The organism is Mycobacterium sp. (assembly GCF_036488105.1).
GTDB lineage: Bacteria > Actinomycetota > Actinomycetes > Mycobacteriales > Mycobacteriaceae > Mycobacterium.
Genome location: NZ_DASXHW010000335.1, coordinates 21,070 through 38,396 on the forward strand (window position 1 = coordinate 21,070; position 17,327 = coordinate 38,396).

General features: G+C 65.3%; 17 protein-coding genes and 1 tRNA gene. 6 read left to right on the forward strand and 12 right to left on the reverse strand.

The genetic code is table 11. The annotated features are described in order from the left end of the window. The first annotated feature begins 57 nt into the window (after positions 1-57). The 3 genes from VGH54_RS17775 to VGH54_RS17785 all read left to right on the forward strand — a co-directional run bounded on the left by VGH54_RS17775 (position 58) and on the right by VGH54_RS17785 (position 1,969). Entirely contained in the window at positions 58-918 is an 861-nt protein-coding gene (locus tag VGH54_RS17775; protein ID WP_331513393.1) for an LLM class F420-dependent oxidoreductase, read from the forward strand. Positions 919-997: 79 nt separating this feature from the next. Further along, positions 998-1,363 carry a hypothetical protein gene (locus VGH54_RS17780; RefSeq protein WP_414688738.1) on the forward strand — a complete coding sequence of 122 codons (366 nt, stop codon included), beginning with the start codon at positions 998-1,000 and terminating at the stop codon, positions 1,361-1,363. A gap of 18 nt (positions 1,364-1,381) precedes the next feature. Continuing rightward, the gene (locus tag VGH54_RS17785) at positions 1,382-1,969 is read left to right on the forward strand and encodes a class I SAM-dependent methyltransferase (protein ID WP_331513394.1); all 588 of its coding nucleotides are present in this window, start codon (positions 1,382-1,384) and stop codon (positions 1,967-1,969) included. Between the two features lie 34 nt (positions 1,970-2,003). Here VGH54_RS17785 and VGH54_RS17790 read toward each other — a convergent pair whose 3' ends face one another. Beyond that, the gene (locus tag VGH54_RS17790) at positions 2,004-4,148 is read right to left on the reverse strand and encodes a 3-hydroxyacyl-CoA dehydrogenase NAD-binding domain-containing protein (protein ID WP_331513395.1); all 2,145 of its coding nucleotides are present in this window, start codon (positions 4,146-4,148) and stop codon (positions 2,004-2,006) included. A 12-nt stretch (positions 4,149-4,160) separates the two neighbouring features. Beyond that, the gene (locus VGH54_RS17795) at positions 4,161-5,372 is read right to left on the reverse strand and encodes an acetyl-CoA C-acetyltransferase (RefSeq protein ID WP_331513396.1); all 1,212 of its coding nucleotides are present in this window, start codon (positions 5,370-5,372) and stop codon (positions 4,161-4,163) included. A gap of 205 nt (positions 5,373-5,577) precedes the next feature. Between VGH54_RS17795 and VGH54_RS17800 the strand changes: the two genes are divergently transcribed. Continuing rightward, positions 5,578-6,786: a pyridoxal phosphate-dependent aminotransferase gene (locus VGH54_RS17800; protein ID WP_331513397.1), complete on the forward strand. Its 1,209-nt coding sequence runs from the start codon at positions 5,578-5,580 to the stop codon at positions 6,784-6,786. On the opposite strand, the gene VGH54_RS17805 is transcribed toward VGH54_RS17800, so the two are convergent. After that, positions 6,752-7,207 carry an SRPBCC family protein gene (locus tag VGH54_RS17805; protein WP_331513398.1) on the reverse strand — a complete coding sequence of 152 codons (456 nt, stop codon included), beginning with the start codon at positions 7,205-7,207 and terminating at the stop codon, positions 6,752-6,754. The genes VGH54_RS17800 and VGH54_RS17805 overlap by 35 nt on opposite strands. Before the next feature lie 111 nt (positions 7,208-7,318). On the opposite strand from VGH54_RS17805, the gene VGH54_RS17810 reads away from it, so the two are divergent. Then, on the forward strand, positions 7,319-8,770 hold the full coding sequence (locus VGH54_RS17810) for a wax ester/triacylglycerol synthase family O-acyltransferase (RefSeq protein ID WP_331513399.1): 1,452 nt from the start codon (positions 7,319-7,321) through the stop codon (positions 8,768-8,770). A 5-nt stretch (positions 8,771-8,775) separates the two neighbouring features. Here the strand turns inward: VGH54_RS17810 and VGH54_RS17815 are convergent. The 4 genes from VGH54_RS17815 to VGH54_RS17830 all read right to left on the reverse strand — a co-directional run bounded on the left by VGH54_RS17815 (position 8,776) and on the right by VGH54_RS17830 (position 10,935). Beyond that, a tRNA-Cys gene (locus VGH54_RS17815) sits at positions 8,776-8,849 on the reverse strand. Between the two features lie 60 nt (positions 8,850-8,909). Beyond that, on the reverse strand, positions 8,910-9,365 hold the full coding sequence (locus VGH54_RS17820; RefSeq protein ID WP_331513400.1) for an SRPBCC family protein: 456 nt from the start codon (positions 9,363-9,365) through the stop codon (positions 8,910-8,912). 41 nt (positions 9,366-9,406) lie between these two features. Continuing rightward, the gene (locus tag VGH54_RS17825) at positions 9,407-10,486 is read right to left on the reverse strand and encodes a CaiB/BaiF CoA-transferase family protein (RefSeq protein ID WP_331513401.1); all 1,080 of its coding nucleotides are present in this window, start codon (positions 10,484-10,486) and stop codon (positions 9,407-9,409) included. Between the two features lie 5 nt (positions 10,487-10,491). After that, complete coding sequence (locus VGH54_RS17830) at positions 10,492-10,935, reverse strand: SRPBCC family protein (protein WP_331513402.1); 444 nt, start codon at positions 10,933-10,935, stop codon at positions 10,492-10,494. A gap of 68 nt (positions 10,936-11,003) precedes the next feature. On the opposite strand from VGH54_RS17830, the gene VGH54_RS17835 reads away from it, so the two are divergent. Then, positions 11,004-12,698 carry an alpha-keto acid decarboxylase family protein gene (locus VGH54_RS17835; RefSeq protein ID WP_331513403.1) on the forward strand — a complete coding sequence of 565 codons (1,695 nt, stop codon included), beginning with the start codon at positions 11,004-11,006 and terminating at the stop codon, positions 12,696-12,698. Position 12,699: 1 nt separating this feature from the next. On the opposite strand, the gene VGH54_RS17840 is transcribed toward VGH54_RS17835, so the two are convergent. From VGH54_RS17840 to VGH54_RS17860, 5 genes are all read right to left on the reverse strand, one after another. Continuing rightward, a complete protein-coding gene (locus VGH54_RS17840) occupies positions 12,700-12,885 on the reverse strand; it encodes a (2Fe-2S)-binding protein (RefSeq protein WP_331513404.1) in 186 nt (61 codons plus the stop codon). A 12-nt stretch (positions 12,886-12,897) separates the two neighbouring features. Continuing rightward, the gene (locus VGH54_RS17845; protein WP_331513405.1) at positions 12,898-13,518 is read right to left on the reverse strand and encodes a fatty-acid--CoA ligase; all 621 of its coding nucleotides are present in this window, start codon (positions 13,516-13,518) and stop codon (positions 12,898-12,900) included. Further along, on the reverse strand, positions 13,515-14,918 hold the full coding sequence (locus VGH54_RS17850) for a FadD3 family acyl-CoA ligase (protein ID WP_331513409.1): 1,404 nt from the start codon (positions 14,916-14,918) through the stop codon (positions 13,515-13,517). The genes VGH54_RS17845 and VGH54_RS17850 overlap by 4 nt, the downstream gene beginning before the upstream one ends. A 32-nt stretch (positions 14,919-14,950) precedes the next feature. Next, positions 14,951-16,141 (reverse strand): amidohydrolase family protein, encoded by a 1,191-nt coding sequence (locus VGH54_RS17855; protein ID WP_331513406.1) that lies wholly within the window; start codon positions 16,139-16,141, stop codon positions 14,951-14,953. A gap of 35 nt (positions 16,142-16,176) precedes the next feature. Next, the coding region (locus tag VGH54_RS17860) for an AMP-binding protein (RefSeq protein ID WP_331513407.1) at positions 16,177-17,327 on the reverse strand (1,151 nt) is incomplete at its 5' end.

The following is a 17,327-nucleotide window of genomic DNA, read 5'->3' on the forward strand; positions in this document are numbered from 1 at the left end:
AACCTCGGACTCTAGCCCGACGAAGATAGGAGTCTGCCACGGAAGGAATCACCGTCGATGGACCTCACCGGTGTCGGGATCTGGAGTAGCCAGCTTCGCTACGGCGACGTCACTGAATCCGCGGACGCAGCAGCGGAATTGGACGAATTGGGTTTCCGGGCACTGTGGATACCCGACGTTGGCGGGGCGGTCTTCGACGCGGTCGGCAACCTGCTCGCCGCAACCAAGCGAACCACGATCGCGACCGGGATCCTGAATCTCTGGATGCACACGCCGAGCGATGTCGCCGCGTCGTACGCAGAACTGACCGCCGCCCACGGGGACCGATTCCTGCTGGGTATAGGGGTCAGCCACGCGCCGCTGATCGATGCCGGCGAGCCCGGGCGCTACCGCAAACCCCTGGCGGCCACCGCCGCCTTCCTGGACGCCATCGACGCCACCGAGCAGCCGGTGCCGACCGATCGACGCGTGCTGGCCGCGCTCGGCCCGAAGATGCTGTCGCTGTCCGCGAGACGTGCCGCCGGCGCGCACCCGTACCTGGTCACCCCCGACCACACCGCGGTGGCCCGTGGGACTCTGGGCGACGGTCCCCTGCTGCTACCAGAACAGACCGTGATTCTCACCGATAGCGCCGACGAAGCACGCGCTATCGGAACCGACTGGCTGCGTTCGTATTTGGCGTTGCCGAACTACGCCAACAATCTGCTGCGCTCTGGCTTCTCGGAGGACGATCTGGCGCAGGTGAGTGATCGCCTCTTCAACGCGATCATCGCGTGGGGCAACGAGGACGCAATCCTGCGCAGGGTCTCCGAGCATCGTTCGGCCGGCGCCGACCACGTCTGCATCCAGGTGTTGCTGAGTGACCCGCAAGCCTATCCACGCGAGCAGTGGCGCCGAATCGCGGCGGCTTTGACCTAGCCGAGTAACACCCGTCACTCCGGAAGGCGGCACCCGATGTGCCCGCCTCACAGCGACAATCGTGCTCGGTGTCGTAGCTGTGTGCGATGTTTCGCCGGTGAATCTGCCTTACCTTCGAGGGATCGAGCTGCGCTACGTGCTCGCCTTCCACCTGGCCAACCAGGGTCCGGCGACCGTCGGGGAGTTGATCGATGCCGTTAACTACCAAGGCTTTCGCTTCCGAGGTCGACCTTCCAAAGCCGTCTCCGATGCCCTGCGGTGGGAGATCGGGCAAGGTCGGGTGCACCGACTCGGGCGCGGCCAATACGGCCCGGGCTACATTCCGCGCTCGACCGAATACCGGATTCACCAACGCGTGCTGGCCCTGCGGACCGCAGTTGTCGCTGAGAGGCGGGCACAACGCCTGCCACCTCTCCTGGAAGACGGCAGTGGCAAATGTGACTAGGCGACTACGGTAGGTCTCATGTCCTCCAAGCACACGCTGTTTCGGATCTTCTACCGGCTGGGCTTCACGCCTTGGGACGGCCATCCGATCGCGACGAACCTGCAAGACCTGGTCGACGAGCTGCCCGCAGGCAAAGCCCTTGATCTCGGCTGCGGCACCGGAGACTCATCGATCTACCTTGCGCAACACGGCTGGAAAGTCACCGGCGTCGACTACGTACCGCAGGCCCTTGATAAAGCTCGGGCCAAGGCCGCCGCGACCAAGGCCTCGGTCGACTTCGTCCGCGCCGACGTCACGCGGCTGAGCCAGGAAGGTATCGGCGCGGATTTCGGATTGATCGTCGACAACGGCTGCTTGCACAACATGAGTGACGGCGATCGCGACGCGTACGTCCGGGAAGTCAGCGCCGTCGCCGCGCCGGGCGCGAGACTGTTGATCGTTGCGTTCCTTCCCGGCGGCCGTTTCGGAGTGCGAGGCGTCCAGCCGGCCGAGATGGAACGACGATTCACCTCCGCCTGGACGATGCTGTCCACCGGAAGCGAGCGGGAGTTGGACCAGGAGCAGACTCCGGCGAAGTACTACCTCTATGAACGCAAAAACCCCTGAACCACAACGGTTCAGGGGCTCCTGCGTCGATTGATTAGGTCAGCGAGGACGGCGGCAGGAACCGGTCGCCGTACTTGGCGGCCAGCTCGCGAGCCCGCGCCACAAAGGCTTCCTTGCCGGTGCCGAGCGCACCCTGGTAGCCGACGATGAACTGCGCCGAACCGCCGGTGTATGGCGGGAAGCCGATACCCATGATCGAGCCGATGTTGGCGTCGGCGGTCGATGTGAGCACACCTTCGTCGAGGCACTTCTGGGTTTCCAGCGCCTCGGCGAACAGCATCCGGTCGACCATGTCCTGTAGCGGCAGCTCAGTCGAGCCGGACTTGAACGTCTCGCGTAGGCCTGGCCACAGGCGGGTCCGCTTGGCTTCGACGTAGTCGTAGAAGCCGGCACCCTTCAACCGCGACGGGCGCTCGAGCTCGATCATCTTCTCAACGACGGCCTCGGCCGGGTGCGGGACGTACGTGCCGCCGGCGTCCTCGATGCCTCTGCGGCTCGCGACAGCGATCTTGTGCATCAGCTCCAGGTTGAGCTCGTCGGACAGCTGCAGCGGCGGTGCCGGGTATCCGGCCTGCGAACCAGCGTGCTCGATGCTGGCGGGCTCCACGCCCTCGCCCAGCATCGCGAGCGCCTCATTCACGAAAGTGCCGATGACGCGGCTGGTGAAGAAGCCGCGGCTGTCGTTGACGACGATCGGAGTCTTACCGATGGCCAGGGTGTAGTCGAACACCCGGGCCAGCGCCTCGTCGGAAGTCTTTTCGCCCCTGATGATTTCGACCAGGGGCATCTTGTCGACCGGCGAGAAGAAGTGGATCCCGATGAAGTCCTCCTGGCGCTTCACTCCGGTCGCCAGACCGGTGATCGGCAACGTCGAGGTGTTCGACCCGAGCAGCGCGTTGGGTTCGACGATGTCCTCGATCTCCTGGAACACCTTGTGCTTGAGGTCCTGGTTCTCGAACACCGCCTCGATCACGAAGTCGACGCCTTTGAAGTCGGCCGGATCGGCGGACGGAGTGATCCGGTCCAGCAGCGCCTTGGACTTCTCCTCGGTGGTCTTGCCCCGCTGAAGCGCTTTGGCCTCAAGCTTTTCCGAGTACGCCTTGCCCTTCTCGGCGGCCTCGATCTCGACATCCTTGAGCACGACCTCGTATCCGGCCTTGGCCGAAACATAGGCGATGCCGGCGCCCATCATGCCCGCGCCCAGCACGCCGATCTTGTTGATCTTGACCGGCTCGATGCCGTCCGGCCGCGATCCGCCACCGTTGATGTGCTGCAGGTCAAGGAAGAACGCCTGGATCATGTTCTTGGCGACCTGGCCGGTGACCAGCTGAGTGAAGTAGCGGCTCTCGATGCGACTGGCGGTGTCGAAGTCGACCTGCGCACCCTCGACCGCCGCGTCCAGGATGGCCCGCGGTGCCGGCATCGGCGCGCCCTTGAGCTGCTTCTTCAGCAGCGCCGGGAATGACGGCAGGACGCCGGCCAGTGCGGGGCTGGACGGCGTGCCGCCAGGCATCTTGTAGCCCTTGACATCCCACGGCTGGACGTGCGAGTCGGGGTTGGCCTTGATCCACGCCTTCGCGGCGGGTACCAACTCATCGACCGAGCCGACCAGCTCGTCGACCAGGCCGGTCTCCTTGGCCTTGTCGGGCTTGAACCGGGTGCCCTGGGACAGGATGTTCATGAACGCGTTCTGGATGCCGAACATCCGCACGGTGCGGGTCACGCCACCGCCACCGGGCAGCAGGCCCAGTGTCACCTCGGGCAGGCCGACCACGAGGCCCTTGACGTCCGCGGCGATGCGGTGGTGACAGGCCAGCGCGATCTCCAGACCGCCGCCGAGCGCGGCGCCGTTGATCGCGGCTACCACCGGCTTGCCCAGCGTCTCCAGAGCACGCAGGTCACGCTTGACCGATTCGACGGTGTCGAAGGCCTCGCCGGCGTTCTCCGGGCCGAGCTTGATCATGCCCTTGAGGTCGCCACCGGCGAAGAAGGTCTTCTTCGCGCTGGTGATCACGACGCCGGTGATCGAATCCTTCTCGGCGACAAGCTTTTCCACCGCGTTGTGCATCGACTCCGCGTAGTGCTCGTTCATCACGTTCGCCGACCCGGTCGGGTCGTCGAGCGTCAGGGTGACGATGCCGTCGGCATCCTTGTCCCAATGAATGGTGTTCTCTGCCATGGCCCTAAACCCTTAAACCCTCTCGATGATGGTGGCGACACCCATGCCGCCGCCGATGCACAGTGTGATGAGCGCACGACGGGCGTTGCGGCGCTCGAGCTCGTCGACCATGGTGCCGGTGATCATCGCGCCGGTGGCACCGAGCGGGTGTCCCATCGCGATGGCGCCGCCGTTGACGTTGAGCTTCTCGTCCGGGATGTTGAGGTCCTTCTGGAACTTCAGCACGACCGAGGCGAAGGCCTCGTTCAGCTCGAACAGGTCGATGTCGTCGATCGTCAGACCGGCGCGGTCGAGCACCTTGCGGGTGGCCGGGGTCGGGCCGGTGAGCATGATGACCGGGTCGGAGCCGCTGGTGGCGGTGGCGACGATGCGCGCCCGCGGGGTCAGGCCCTGCGACTTGCCGGCCGCCTCGGAGCCGACGAGCACCAGCGCGGCGCCGTCGACGATGCCGGAGCTGTTACCGCCGGTGTGCACGTGGTTGATCTTCTCGACGGCGTGGTACTTGGTCAGCGCCACGTCGTCGAAGCCGCCCATCTCGCCGATGCCGTCGAACGCGGTCTTCAGCTTGCCCAGGCCTTCCAGCGTGGTGTCGGGCCGCATGTGCTCGTCATGGTCGAGGATGGTCAGGCCATTCTGGTCGAGAACCGGCACAACCGATTTCGCGAAGTACCCGCCCGACCAGGCCTCGGCGGCCTTGTGCTGGCTGCGCAGCGCGTAGGCGTCGACGTCGTCGCGGGAGAAGCCCTCGATGGTGGCGATCAAGTCGGCGCCGATGCCCTGCGGCACGAAGCCGATCCGGTAGTTGGTCTCGGGGTCGGTCGCCCAGGCGCCGCCGTCGGAGCCCATCGGGACACGGCTCATCGACTCGACACCACCGGCCAGCACCAGGTCATCCCAGCCGGAGCGCACCTTCTGGGCGGCGGTGTTGACGGCCTCCAGACCAGAGGCGCAGAACCGGTTCAGCTGCACGCCACCGGTGGTCTCGGGGAGTCCGGCAGCCAGCACCGCGGTCCGGGCGATGTCGCCGCCCTGGTCGCCGACGGGCGATACGACGCCAAGGATCATGTCGCTGATCAAGGTCTCGTCCAGGTCGGGGAACCGCCTGCGCAGCTCGTCGACCAGGCCGACGACCAGGTTCAGCGGCTTGACCTCGTTCAGCGAGCCGTTGCGCTGCTTGCCACGTGGCGTGCGGATGGCCTCGTAGATGAAGGCTTCTTCGGACATGACTGATTCCTCTTCAACAATGTGGGTTTTGGGTCCGTCGTTGCCGACGCTAGTCCTCTGTCGGCCACCCTAACAGGGCAGCCGATCAACCTGTTGGTTGGGCCGGGTCGGCCGGACTCTGTCGCCGAGGGTGACGCCGCAGTCACCGACGGCGCCGGGCGTGACCCTGCAGTCACAGGCCGGGGCGAAGCTAGGCTCGACGGCCATGACGGTGTCGCGACTGCAACCCTATGCGACCACGGTGTTCGCCGAGATGTCAGCGCTGGCCGCGCGGGTCGGCGCGGTGAACCTCGGCCAGGGGTTCCCCGACGAGGACGGCCCGCCGGCGATGCTCAAAGCCGCCCAGGACGCCATCGCCGAGGGCGTCAACCAATACCCGCCGGGCATCGGTATCCCGGCGCTGCGCGAAGCGGTCGCGGCTCAGCGGAAGAGGAAGTACGGCGTCGACTACGACCCGGCGACCGAGATACTGGTCACGGTCGGGGCAACCGAGGCGATCGCGGCCGCCGTCTTCGGCCTGGTCGAACCCGGCTCCGAGGTCATCTTGATCCAGCCGTTCTACGACTCCTATTCCCCGGTGGTGGCGATAGCCGGCAGTAAGCGGGTCATCGTGCCACTGGTTCCGGACGGTCGCGGCTTCACGCTCGACATCGACGCGCTGCGGCGGGCGGTGACACCGCGCACTCGGGCGCTGATGCTCAACTCTCCGCACAATCCCACCGGCACCGTGTTCGGCGAGGCCGAGCTGACGGCTATCTCGGAGGTTGCCGTGTCGGCCGACCTACTGGTCATTACCGACGAGGTCTACGAGCATCTGGTGTTCGACGGCCATCGACACATACCGTTGGCCGGTCTCGATGGGATGGCCGAGCGAACGATCACGATCTCGAGTGCGGCGAAGATGTTCAACTGCACCGGCTGGAAGATCGGATGGGCTTGCGGGCCGGCGGAACTCATTCACGGCGTGCGCGCGGCCAAGCAGTATCTGAGCTACGTCGGGGGCGCCCCGTTCCAGCCGGCGGTGGCGGATGCTCTCAACACCGAGGACGCGTGGGTAGCCACGCTGCGGGACTCCTTGCAGAGCAGGCGCGATCGGCTGGCGCACGGGCTGACCGAGATCGGCTTCCGAGTGCATGACAGCGCAGGCAGCTACTTCCTGTGCGCTGATCCGCGTCCGCTGGGGTACGACGACAGCACCGCGTTCTGCGCGGCGCTGCCCGAACAGGTCGGGGTGGCCGCGATCCCGATGACGGCATTCTGCGATCCCGCTGCCGCGGACTGGGCTGCGTGGAATCACTTGGTGCGGTTCACCTTCTGCAAACGCGAAAACACGCTTGACGAAGCGATCCGCCGACTCGGGCAACTGCCCGAAGGGCCGGCTAGATCGACCGGTTCGACGCAACGCTCGTCATGACCCGCCGTCGCAGTCCCTCGGTCGCGGCGTAGAGGACTTTCTTGCGTGCCCGATTGACCAGAAATTCGGGTATCGGCGCCGAGGGCTCGAGGGTGATCTCGAATCGCACCCGCGTCCTGTCCTCGGTTTCGCGCTGCAGCGTGTACTCCACGTGCTGCGCGTGTTGCTGCAAAGTTCTGTCGGCGTCCCACACCACCCAATCCGGCCCCCAGTGGTACTCGAGCACCTCGGTGTCGATGATGCCGGAGACCCTGATGGTGACCTTCACATGATGGGGGCGACCGTCGGGATAGCTATCGATGACTTCGGCCCGCTTGTGTACCGAGGACCAGGACGGCACCGAGCCGACATCGGCCAGCGCCTCCAGAATCACGTCCGGCGGCGCATCGATGACAACCTCTCGCGATGCTTGTACGGCCACTACTAGCAAACTAGCAACGCAGCCGCGTTCGCGGACCGGGTTGCGCAGCTAAGCGGCCCATCAAAAATGTGCTCCGGACAGCGGCGAGAAGCCTACTGTTGGGAAATCAGCGTGGATGAGAGGCCGGCCGTGCAGCAGCTGGGTTGGACCGATGACATGATGCTGCGCGCCGAAACGCCAGAGACGCCACTGCAAATCCAGATGCTTCTGATCTATGACCCTTCGACCGCCCCGGGCGGCAAGGTGACCTTCAAGGGGATTCTCGAAGAGCTCGATGCGCGGCTGCATCTCGCCGACGTCTTTCGCAGGCGGTTGACCGAGCTGCCCGGCGGTCTCGATCGGCCGTACTGGGTGGATGATCCGAGCTTCGACCTCGAGTACCACGTCCGTCATATCGGGCTACCGCAGCCCGGTGACTGGCGGCAGCTGTGCATCCAAGTCGCGCGGCTGCACGCCCGCCAGATCGATCTGCGACGTCCGCCGTGGGAGATCACCGTCATCGAGGGGCTGAATTCCGTTCCGGGAGTGCCGAAGGGCTCATTCGCGATGGCGTTGAAATTGCACCATTGCGCGGTCGACGGTATGGCCAGCGTTCAGATGATCGCGGCCATGCACGACCTTGCCGCCGACAGCCCACGCCCCGTCGCACCCGATGGTCCTTGGCGCCCGGCCCCCCTGCCCACGACCGCGAACTTGTTGTCGCGCATGGCAGTAAAGGCAGCGCTGTATCCATTGCGGGCGAGCACAGTACTTGCGTCGAGCGCTCCCAAGGCAGTACGCGGCTTGGCCGGCCTGCCCGGCAAGCTGGTCAGCGGTGTGTCCAAGATGGCCGAGATGGGCGCACCGTCGTTTCCGCCCAAGACGCGTTTCAACCAAACGGTCTCCGCGCACCGCGTTTTCGAGGCCCGGTTCCACGAACTCGACGACTTCAAGCGGATCAAGGCGCGCGTGCCCGGCTCGACGGTCAACGATGTGGCGCTCGCCTACGTCGGCGGCACCCTTCGCCACTACCTGGACGGCCACGGGGAACTTCCCGATGAGTCGCTCGTGGCGGCATGCCCGATCTCGCTGCGCAACGCGAGCGCCAATAGCGACAAAGGCAACATGCTGTTCGGTCGGTTGCAGTCGCTCGGAACAGACATCGCCGACCCACTTGAGCGGCTCACCGCGATCGCTGCATCGACCGCTGGGAGCCGCTCGGAGTCGGATCAGTCGACACGGAGCCAGCTGATCGAACTGATCGGAACGGTGCCGACCTCGTTGCTCGGTGTGGCGGCCAAGGCGGCGAGCGTGCTTCCGTTCTCCGGCCCGACGGTGGCCAATACGACCGTGACCAACGTGCCAGGTCCCACGCAGCCGATTTATTTCCGCGGCGCGCGACTTCTGCACGCCGCGGGTCTAGGGCCGCTCATCGGTGGCATGAACCTGATCCATGTCGTCGCGAGTTACAACGGCACGCTGTCGATCAGCGCTACCGCGGACCGCGACGCCCTGCCAGATCCGTCAAGGTATGCCGAATGCATGGAGCACGCCTTTCAGGAGTTGCTGTCCATCGCCGGCTGATTCTGTGGAGCGAGTGACGGGACTCGAACCCGTGTGTACGGCTTTGCAGGCCGCTGCCTAGCCGCTCAGCCACACCCGCATGAGGTCCCACCGTGCCATCGCCGACTAGGGCAGGCCACCGTTTTGCTCGACGCGATCGCTATGTCGGTTGTTCCGAATCGACCACGGCCATCACCTGATCGCGCAACCCCTTGGTCGCGGCGTCTAGCACGATCTCACTGGCCCGCCTGACGACGAAAGCGGGAACCGGTCCGGCGGGCTCGACGGTGATGTCGAAGCGCACCCGGGTCTTGTCGACGCCGACCGGCTGCAGGTTGTACTCGACGTGTTGTCCGCGCTGCTGAAACGTATCGGCGGCATCCCAGACCACCCAGTTGGCACCCCCGTGGTATTCCAGGATCTCGTTGTCGACGAGCCCGAAAATCTTGATCGTGGCCTTCACATGGTGCGGCCGACCATCGGAGTACCAGTCGAGCACCTGAATCCGCTTGTGCACCGGCGACCACGAAGACAGTGACCCGACATCGGCCAACGCCTCCAGGATCACTCCCGGCGGCGCGTCGATGACAATCTCTCTCGATGCTTGTACAGCCACTACTAACCAAGCTAGCAAGGCATCACATTAATTGCGCTTGATCACCAGTCGATTTCGTCGAGCGGTGTCGTTGCCTGCGGTATCGGCCCGACCGGCGCGGACGGTGTCCGGGAGAATCGCGGGGCAGGCGCCGCCTGGTCGACGCCGCCCGCATTGACCACCGTCGAGCGTGCGGCCAGGTGCGGGTCGGTGGCGGCTTCGCTCCACGTCAGCACGGGAGTGACGCACGCATCGGTGCCGTCAAAGATCTTTGCCCACTCGTCGCGGGTCTTGCCGGCGAATCGGGCGGTGAACGCCTCCAACATCTTTGGGTATGAACCGATTTCGAACTGGCCCGGCACCTCGTCGGCCCAGAGACCCAATCCGGTAAGCAATGCCGCGAAAAACTGCGGCTCGATCGCTCCCACCGCCATGTATCTGCCATCGGCCGTTTCGTAGCAGCGGTAGAAGGGGGCGCCGCCGTCGAGCAGAAACGACTCGCGCTGGTCACGCAGCGCACCGGTCGACTTCATCGTCCACATCATCTGCGCCAGCACACTGACCCCGTCGACCATGGCGGCGTCGACCACCTGACCGCTCCCCGACCGCTCTCGCTCGTAGAGCGCGGCCACGATGCCCACCAGCACGAACATCGAGCCGCCACCGAAGTCGGCGACCAGGTTCAGCGGCGGCATCGGAGGCCGGTCGCGGTAGCCCAGCGCCGACAGCGCGCCGGTCTGCGACAGGTAGTTGATGTCGTGGCCCGCCGTGCTGGCCCGCGGCCCGTCCTGACCCCAGCCGGTGATCCGCGCAAAGATCAGTCGCGGGTTGACCGCCGCGCACTCGTCCGGGCCGATGCCCAGACGCTCGCAGGTCCCGGGCCGAAAGCAGTCCAGCAACACGTCGGCTTCGGCAACGAGGTCCAGCAGCCGTTGCGGATCGGCCTTGACGTCCAGGTCCACGATCCGCTTCCCGCGGTGCAGCAGGTCAAGGTTCTCGGCCGGCATCGTCAGTCCACCCGGACGGCGGACCCGCACCACGTCGGCACCCAGATCCGCCAGCATCATTGCCGCGTGCGGGCCCGGCCCGATGCCGCCGAGTTCGATCACTCGTACCCCGTCCAGGGGCCCGCGGGGGCTCAAGGTGACTACTGTCCCTTCTTCAGTTCCAGCACCCGGTCGCGCAGGCCTTTGGTGCCCGTGTCAATCGTTCCTTTGATGGCGCGCTTCAGGACAAAGCCGGGTAGCGGCACCACCGGGTCCACGCTGAGTTCGAACTTGACCTTCGTTTTGTCGCCGTCGGGCGTCAACGTGTACGAGGCATCCTGCGATCGCTGCTGACCGGAGCTGACCAGCGTCCAGCTGACCTTGTTCTTGCTCCAGGTGTAGGCCACCACCTGTTCGTCGGTGATCCCCGCGACCTTCACCTTCATCTTCACTTTGGCGGGCCGCCCGTCCTTGTGTCGCTCCAGGACCTCGGCGCTCTGATGCGGTGGCGACCATTCGGTGACCGACTCAAGATCGCCGATCACATCGAGGATCTCCTCCGGAGCTGCCTCGATGACGATTTCGCGGGTTTCGTTGATTGCCATGACCGGACCATAGCGAGGCGGTGCCGAGTGAAGGGCGGTTTCGACCGCAGACGCGTAGCGTCGACGTCGTGACGGCTGCTTCATCGGACGCATCGAACCCCACCTACACCGTCGGTGATTACCTGCTGGACCGCCTGGCCGAACTCGGTGTCACCGAAGTATTCGGCGTGCCCGGCGACTACAACCTGGAGTTCCTCGATCACATCGTCGCCCATCCGCGTCTGCGCTGGGTCGGCAACGCCAATGAGCTCAACGCCGGATACGCCGCCGACGGATACGGTCGGCTGCGTGGAATGTCAGCTGTGGTAACCACATTCGGTGTCGGTGAGCTTTCGGCGGCCAATGCCATCGCGGGCAGCTACGCCGAGCACGTGCCGGTCGTGCACATCGTCGGCGGCCCGTCGAAAGACGCTCAGGGCACGCGGCGGGCGCTGCACCATTCGTTGGGGGACGGCGACTTTGAGCACTTTCTGCGGATAAGTCGGGAAATCACCTGTGCGCAAGCCAATCTCATGCCTGCGACGGCCACCAGGGAAATCGATCGGGTGCTCAGCGAGGTACGCGAGCAACGACGCCCCGGGTATCTGCTGTTGCCCACCGACGTGGCGCGCTTCGAGACCGAGCCGCCGACCGCGCCGTTGCCGCATTACACCGGTGGCACCAGTCCACGCGCTCTTGCGCTATTCAAAGACGCCGCAACAAAACTCGTCGTCGACCAGCAGCTGACTGTGCTGGCCGATCTGCTGGTTCACCGGTTGAACGCCGTCGGCAATCTCGAGGCGCTGCTGGCAGCCGACGTGGTGCCGCACGCGACGCTGATGTGGGGCAAGAGCCTGGTCGACGAGAGCGCACCGGAGTACCTGGGTATCTACGCCGGCGCGGCCAGCTCCGAGCCGGTACGCCGGGCGATCGAGGAGGCGCCGGTCCTCGTCACGGCGGGGGTGGTATTCACCGACATGGTCAGCGGCTTTTTCAGCCAGCGCATCGACCCGGCCCGGACCATCGATATTGGGCCGCAGCAGAGCACCGTCGGCATAGAGGTTTTCGCGCCGCTGGACATGACGGCGGCGCTAGACGCGGTCACCGCGATTCTCACCGAACGTGGCATCACCTCACCTGCGGTCGTATCGTCGACCGACGACGCGTCCGCCGACCGACCCGGCCGCGACCAGCCATTGGACCAAAAAGTGTTGTGGGACAGGTTCTGCGACGCGCTCACTCCCGGCAATATCGTGCTCGCGGATCAGGGCACCTCGTTCTACGGCATGGCCACGCACCGACTGCCCCAGGGCGTCACCTTCATCGGCCAACCTTTATGGGGCTCGATCGGATACACGTTGCCGGCCACGCTCGGCGCAGGCCTGGCCCAACGGGATCGCAGACCGGTGCTGCTGATCGGCGACGGAGCCGCGCAGTTGACGGTCCAAGAGCTGGGCACGTTTTCCCGCGAAGGACTGTCGCCGGTCATTGTCGTGGTCAACAACGATGGCTACACCATCGAGCGGGCGATTCACGGAGAGACCGCGCACTACAACGACATTGTCGCGTGGCGCTGGGCCGACATTCCCACCGCGCTCGGTGTGACCAATCATCTGTTCTTTCGGGCCGAGAACTACGGCGAACTCGACGACGCGTTCGTCGCGGCGGCCGATCAGCGTGATCGGATGGTGTTGATCGAGGCGGTGGTGCCACGTCTTGACATTCCCGACCTGTTGACCGAACTCGTCGCACCCACCTCCGCGGATGGCAGCTCGCGTCGATAACTCAGGTGTGCGCGCTGCCGCGGTCTCCGTTCGGCGTGCCGAGCAACGTGCGCAGTGTGCGACGGCAGCGGCCGCATTCGGCGCCCGCCCCGCACACCGCAGCGATCTGATTGGTCGTCGACGCTCCGCCGGCGATGGCGTCGGCCACCACCTGGCTGGTAATCCCGTTACACAGGCAGACGAACACCGGGCGGCCCGCCTACTCGTCGATCCGCATCATGTCGAAGAGCTTGCCGACGAACACCGGCGGGTAAGCGCCTACGCCGGCTCCGTCTATCCACGGGGCGGCGGCGTCGGGATGTTCGATCCAGCGTCGGGCATGGTTCTCGTCGTCGAGTTCCTGCAAGATCATCACTTCGTGACTGTCGTCGAAGGCCTGAAACAACCGGGTCTCCCGGATGCCCGCCGCCTCGAATCTCGGTATTGCGCGCCGTATCTCGTGGGTCAGCGAGGGCACGTCGTCAACCGCGGACATCGCGGCGACCACGACGCCCGGGGCCGACGGAGCGACCGACCCGAACCGTTCCACGATCTCGCCGGCGAAGACGGCCGGGATGTCGTCGACGCCCACTGCGTCGAACCAGTCGAAGAACACTCGTGATCGCAACAGTTCCACAATCGGCTCCCGACTGCGCACGCCGATCGTCACCAGGACGCGACCGTGGTCATGCGTCGAGGTGTAGAGCAGCACATGGTGTGCGCCGATACCGGCAAGGGCCGATCTGCGGCGGGTGAGCAGAGGCCACACCTGCTCCGGATCCGGCACGCGGTAGTCGGACGCGATCACCAACGAGTGCGAACGGGGGTCTGCTGAGCTCACCGAAGTTGGTCCTTCATCACCTTCCCGGTGGCGTTCAGCGGAAGCTCACCGAGGAACTCGACAGATCGTGGCGCTTTGAATCCAGCCATCCGCTCGCGGCACCAGGCCATCAGATCTTCCTCGGACACTGGTGTTTTCGGCACCACAAAGGCCTTACCTACCTGACCGAGTCGCTGGTCGGGTACACCGATGACGGCGACCTGAGCGACCTCCGGGTGTTCAAGCATGAAGCCCTCGATCTCAGCCGGATAGGCGTTGAAGCCGCCAACAATGAACATGTCCTTTTTACGCCCGTCGATCTTCAGTCGGCCCGCCTTGTCGAAATTGCCCAAGTCGCCGGTGTGCAACCAGCCGTCATCGTCGATCGCCTGCGTGGTGGCCTCCGGATCGTCGAGGTAACCCTGCATGACGCCGTAACCGCGAACGAGCACCTCGCCATCCTCGGCGATGCGCACCTCGACGTCGTCGCAGGGCAGACCCGCGGTGGTGGCCACGTCCTCGAAGGAGTCGCCGGGCCGCGACAACGTCACGTTGCCGGCTTCGGTGAGCCCGTAACCCGTCATCAACGTCTCGAAGGGCAGTTCGCTGTGGATGCGGCGAACCAGTTCGACCGGGATGTCGGCGGCACCGGTGACACCCGCCCGCAGCGACGAAAGCTTGGCCTTGTCGCGAACCGTCAGCAACGAATGGTACAACGTCGGTGGGCCGGGCAACATCGAGATACGCTCGCGCTCAATGAGATCCACCACAGCATCGACGTCGAACACCGCCAGCGGCAGCATGGTTGCCCCGCGCAGGAACGCCGCGATCAGGCCCGCTTTCAAGCCGAACGTATGAAAATACGGGTTGATCATCAGATAGCGGTCACCCTCGCGCAGGTCGGCGAGCGTCGCCCACTCCTCGTACATCCGCAGGGTTTGGCGATGATTCATCATCGCGCCCTTCGGACGCCCGGTCGTGCCTGAGGTGAAGATGACGTCGGAGACATCGGTTCCGCTGACTTCCCGCTCGAACGGCGAACCGCTGGAAAGGAAGTCGGACGCCAAGTCGATGACCGGCACCCCGGCGGGAGCGGTGTAGTCCTGGCCGAGAAAATCCTCGCGCACCAGCACGGCCTTCGCCGCACTGCGGGTAATGATGTCGCCAGCTTCGTCGGGCTTGAACCGGGTATTCACCGGAACCAGCACGCCGCCGGCGGTCAGCAGCCCGAACGCCGCGGTGATCCAGTCCGCCGAATTCGGCGCCCAGATGGCGACACGATCGCCCTTGGCGACACCCAGATCGCCGAACGCGCCTGCGGTACAACGTATCCGCTCGACAAGCTCGCTGAAAGTCAAGCGCAGCGAACCGTCGACGACCGCTTCTGCATCGCCGAACCGGTCCGCCGCGCTCAAGACCATCTCAGGGATGGTCTGCCAGTTTGGCCGGTCCGTCACACCGTAACGAGACGAGACAGGTTTCCGCCCATGATCTTTGCCTGGTCGTCGACCGACAGGTGCGACAGCGCGTTGACGTAGAAGGTCGGCTCCGCCAGCCCTTCCGGGTGCGGCCAGTCCGAGCCGTACAGCACCCGATCCACACCGACGAGGTTGACCAGATCGTCGATGCCGTCCTCGAAGAACGGGCTGACGTGGATCCGGTTCTTGACCATCTCGACGGGGTCGCTCGGGAAAGCCTCCGGGGCCTTCCGGAACACCTCGGCCAGGCCGTCGAGCAACGGGGTCATCCACTTCGAACCGGCCTCGACGATCGCGACCTTCAGCTTGGGATGGCGGTAGAGCGCGCCGTGGATCACCCACGACCCCACCGAGTCCTGGATCGGCCGCCACTCGTTGAGGATGCCCATCGCGTTGGTTTGGAACGGCAGCATCTCCTGGTCGGCGCCGTCCCATTCGGAGGTGTACCGCGAGTAGCCGCTGTCGCTGGAGTGCATGCCGACCAGCACGTCGTGCTCGACGACCCGCTCCCAGAACGGGTCGAACTCGGGTACCGCGAACGATCTGGGGCCGCGAAATCCGGGCACCGGGGCCGGGCGGACCAGGATGCAGCGCGCACCGCGCTTGACCGCCCACTCCAGCTCCTCGATCGCCTTCTCGACGATCGGCAGGGTGATGACCGGGGTGGTGAAGATGCGGTTCTGGTAATTGAAGCCCCAGACCTCATCGAGCCACTCGTTCAGCGCATGCACCAGGACGTGGATGGCGACCGGATCGTCGCGCAGCCGCTCCTCGAGCAGGCTGGCCAGCGTCGGGAACATGAGGGTGCGGTCCAGACCCAGTTTGTTCATCTCCTCCAGGCGTGGGCCGGGCTCGAAGAACGCCGGGATCGCGCGCATCGGCTCACCGAACAGTTCGCGCTTGGTCTTGCCGTCCGGGTTGCCGAACTTGAAGTACTCCTCCCAGGCACCCGGCCGGGCGACGACCTCGAAGGTCGGGTTGGGAATGTAGTTGCTGATCTGGCCGCGGATCGCGATCTTGGTGCGCCCGTTGATCTGCACGTACTGGACGTAGTCCTTGTACGCCTTGGGCAGGAACTTGGTCAGCGCCTCCGGCGGCTCGTAGAGATGGTTATCCGCGTCAAAGATCGGAAACGGGACGTCCTCCCGATGCGACAACTGACCCATGAAATCCTCCTTCGCAATTTGCGAGAATACTATTCTCAGGCCGAGGCTACCGCAATGCCCTCACGCACCAGACGCTTCTGTACCTTGCCGCTCGCCGTACGCGGATAGTCGTCGACTTCGAGCAAGATCTCCGGCCACTTCTGCCGGGCGACCCCGTGCCGGCCGAAGTGCGCCCGGACGTCGTCGAGGCTCGGCAGGGTCTGCCCTGGCTTGAGCCGCAGCACTGCGGCGACTCGCTCACCCAGGACGGCGTCGGGGGCCGCGACCACCACCGCCTCCGCGATACCGGGCATCCCGAGCAGCACCTCTTCGACTTCCAGGGCGCTGATGTTCTCGCCGCCACGGATGATCACGTCGGCCTTGCGATCGGTGATGGTGAGGTAGCCATCGGCATCGAGCAGACCGATGTCCCCGGTGTGATACCAGCCGTCGTCGTCGAAAGCGGCGGCCGTAAGCTCGTCGTCGACGTAGCCCAGGCACAGATCCGGGCCGCGGCTGAGGATCTCGCCGTCGTCGGCCAGCCTGATCTCCACTCCCGGCATCGGGTTGCCATCGGTGAGCAGACGTTTGTCTTCCCGCGCATCCAGCGTCGACCCGGTGATCGACGGGTGCTCGCTGCTGCCGTAAGACCGGAACACGATGACGCCCAGATCCGTCAGCCGTCGAGTGACGGAGGCCGGCACCGTCGAACCGCCCAGGCCAAGGGTCTTGATCCGGGCCCGATGCGCGGGCGTGCAATCGGGGTGATCAAGCAGGCTGGTGACGAAGTAGGGCGGCCCGCCGCCGAGGGTCAGGCCGTCGCGTTCCATCAACCCCAGTACGACTCCCGGATCCCAGTTGTCGACAAGGTGAACCCCTCCACCGTTGAGCACCGGGATCAGCAAAGCGGCGAGCATGCCGATGAAGTGGCCGACCGGTGTCGCGGTCAGCTGGTTGTCGCCGATCGACCGGATCTGGCCGGAGAGCTGACGCGCCTCGCAGACCAGGCTGCGGTGACTGTGCACGACGCCCTTGGGCGCGCTGGTGGTGCCGGAGGTGAATGCGATCAGCGCGGGACCCGCGGGATCGGCGGCGACCGTGCCGGGCATGGGTTCGTCGGCGAGGAGGTCGTCGAAGTCGCGCCCGACCACGCCGACGATCTTGACATCGGAGCACAGATCGGGCTGATAGGTCAGCCGGCCGAACT

Bases quoted from the DNA above. Each gene is read 5' to 3' on its own strand.
- VGH54_RS17775 (WP_331513393.1), top strand. From the start codon at position 58: ATGGACCTCACCGGTGTCGGGATCTGGAGTAGCCAGCTTCGCTACGGC.
- VGH54_RS17785 (WP_331513394.1), top strand. From the start codon at position 1,382: ATGTCCTCCAAGCACACGCTGTTTCGGATCTTCTACCGGCTGGGCTTC.
- VGH54_RS17790 (WP_331513395.1), bottom strand. From the start codon at position 4,148: ATGGCAGAGAACACCATTCATTGGGACAAGGATGCCGACGGCATCGTC.
- VGH54_RS17795 (WP_331513396.1), bottom strand. From the start codon at position 5,372: ATGTCCGAAGAAGCCTTCATCTACGAGGCCATCCGCACGCCACGTGGC.
- VGH54_RS17800 (WP_331513397.1), top strand. From the start codon at position 5,578: ATGACGGTGTCGCGACTGCAACCCTATGCGACCACGGTGTTCGCCGAG.
- VGH54_RS17830 (WP_331513402.1), bottom strand. From the start codon at position 10,935: ATGGCAATCAACGAAACCCGCGAAATCGTCATCGAGGCAGCTCCGGAG.
- VGH54_RS17850 (WP_331513409.1), bottom strand. From the start codon at position 14,918: ATGGTCTTGAGCGCGGCGGACCGGTTCGGCGATGCAGAAGCGGTCGTC.
- VGH54_RS17855 (WP_331513406.1), bottom strand. From the start codon at position 16,141: ATGGGTCAGTTGTCGCATCGGGAGGACGTCCCGTTTCCGATCTTTGAC.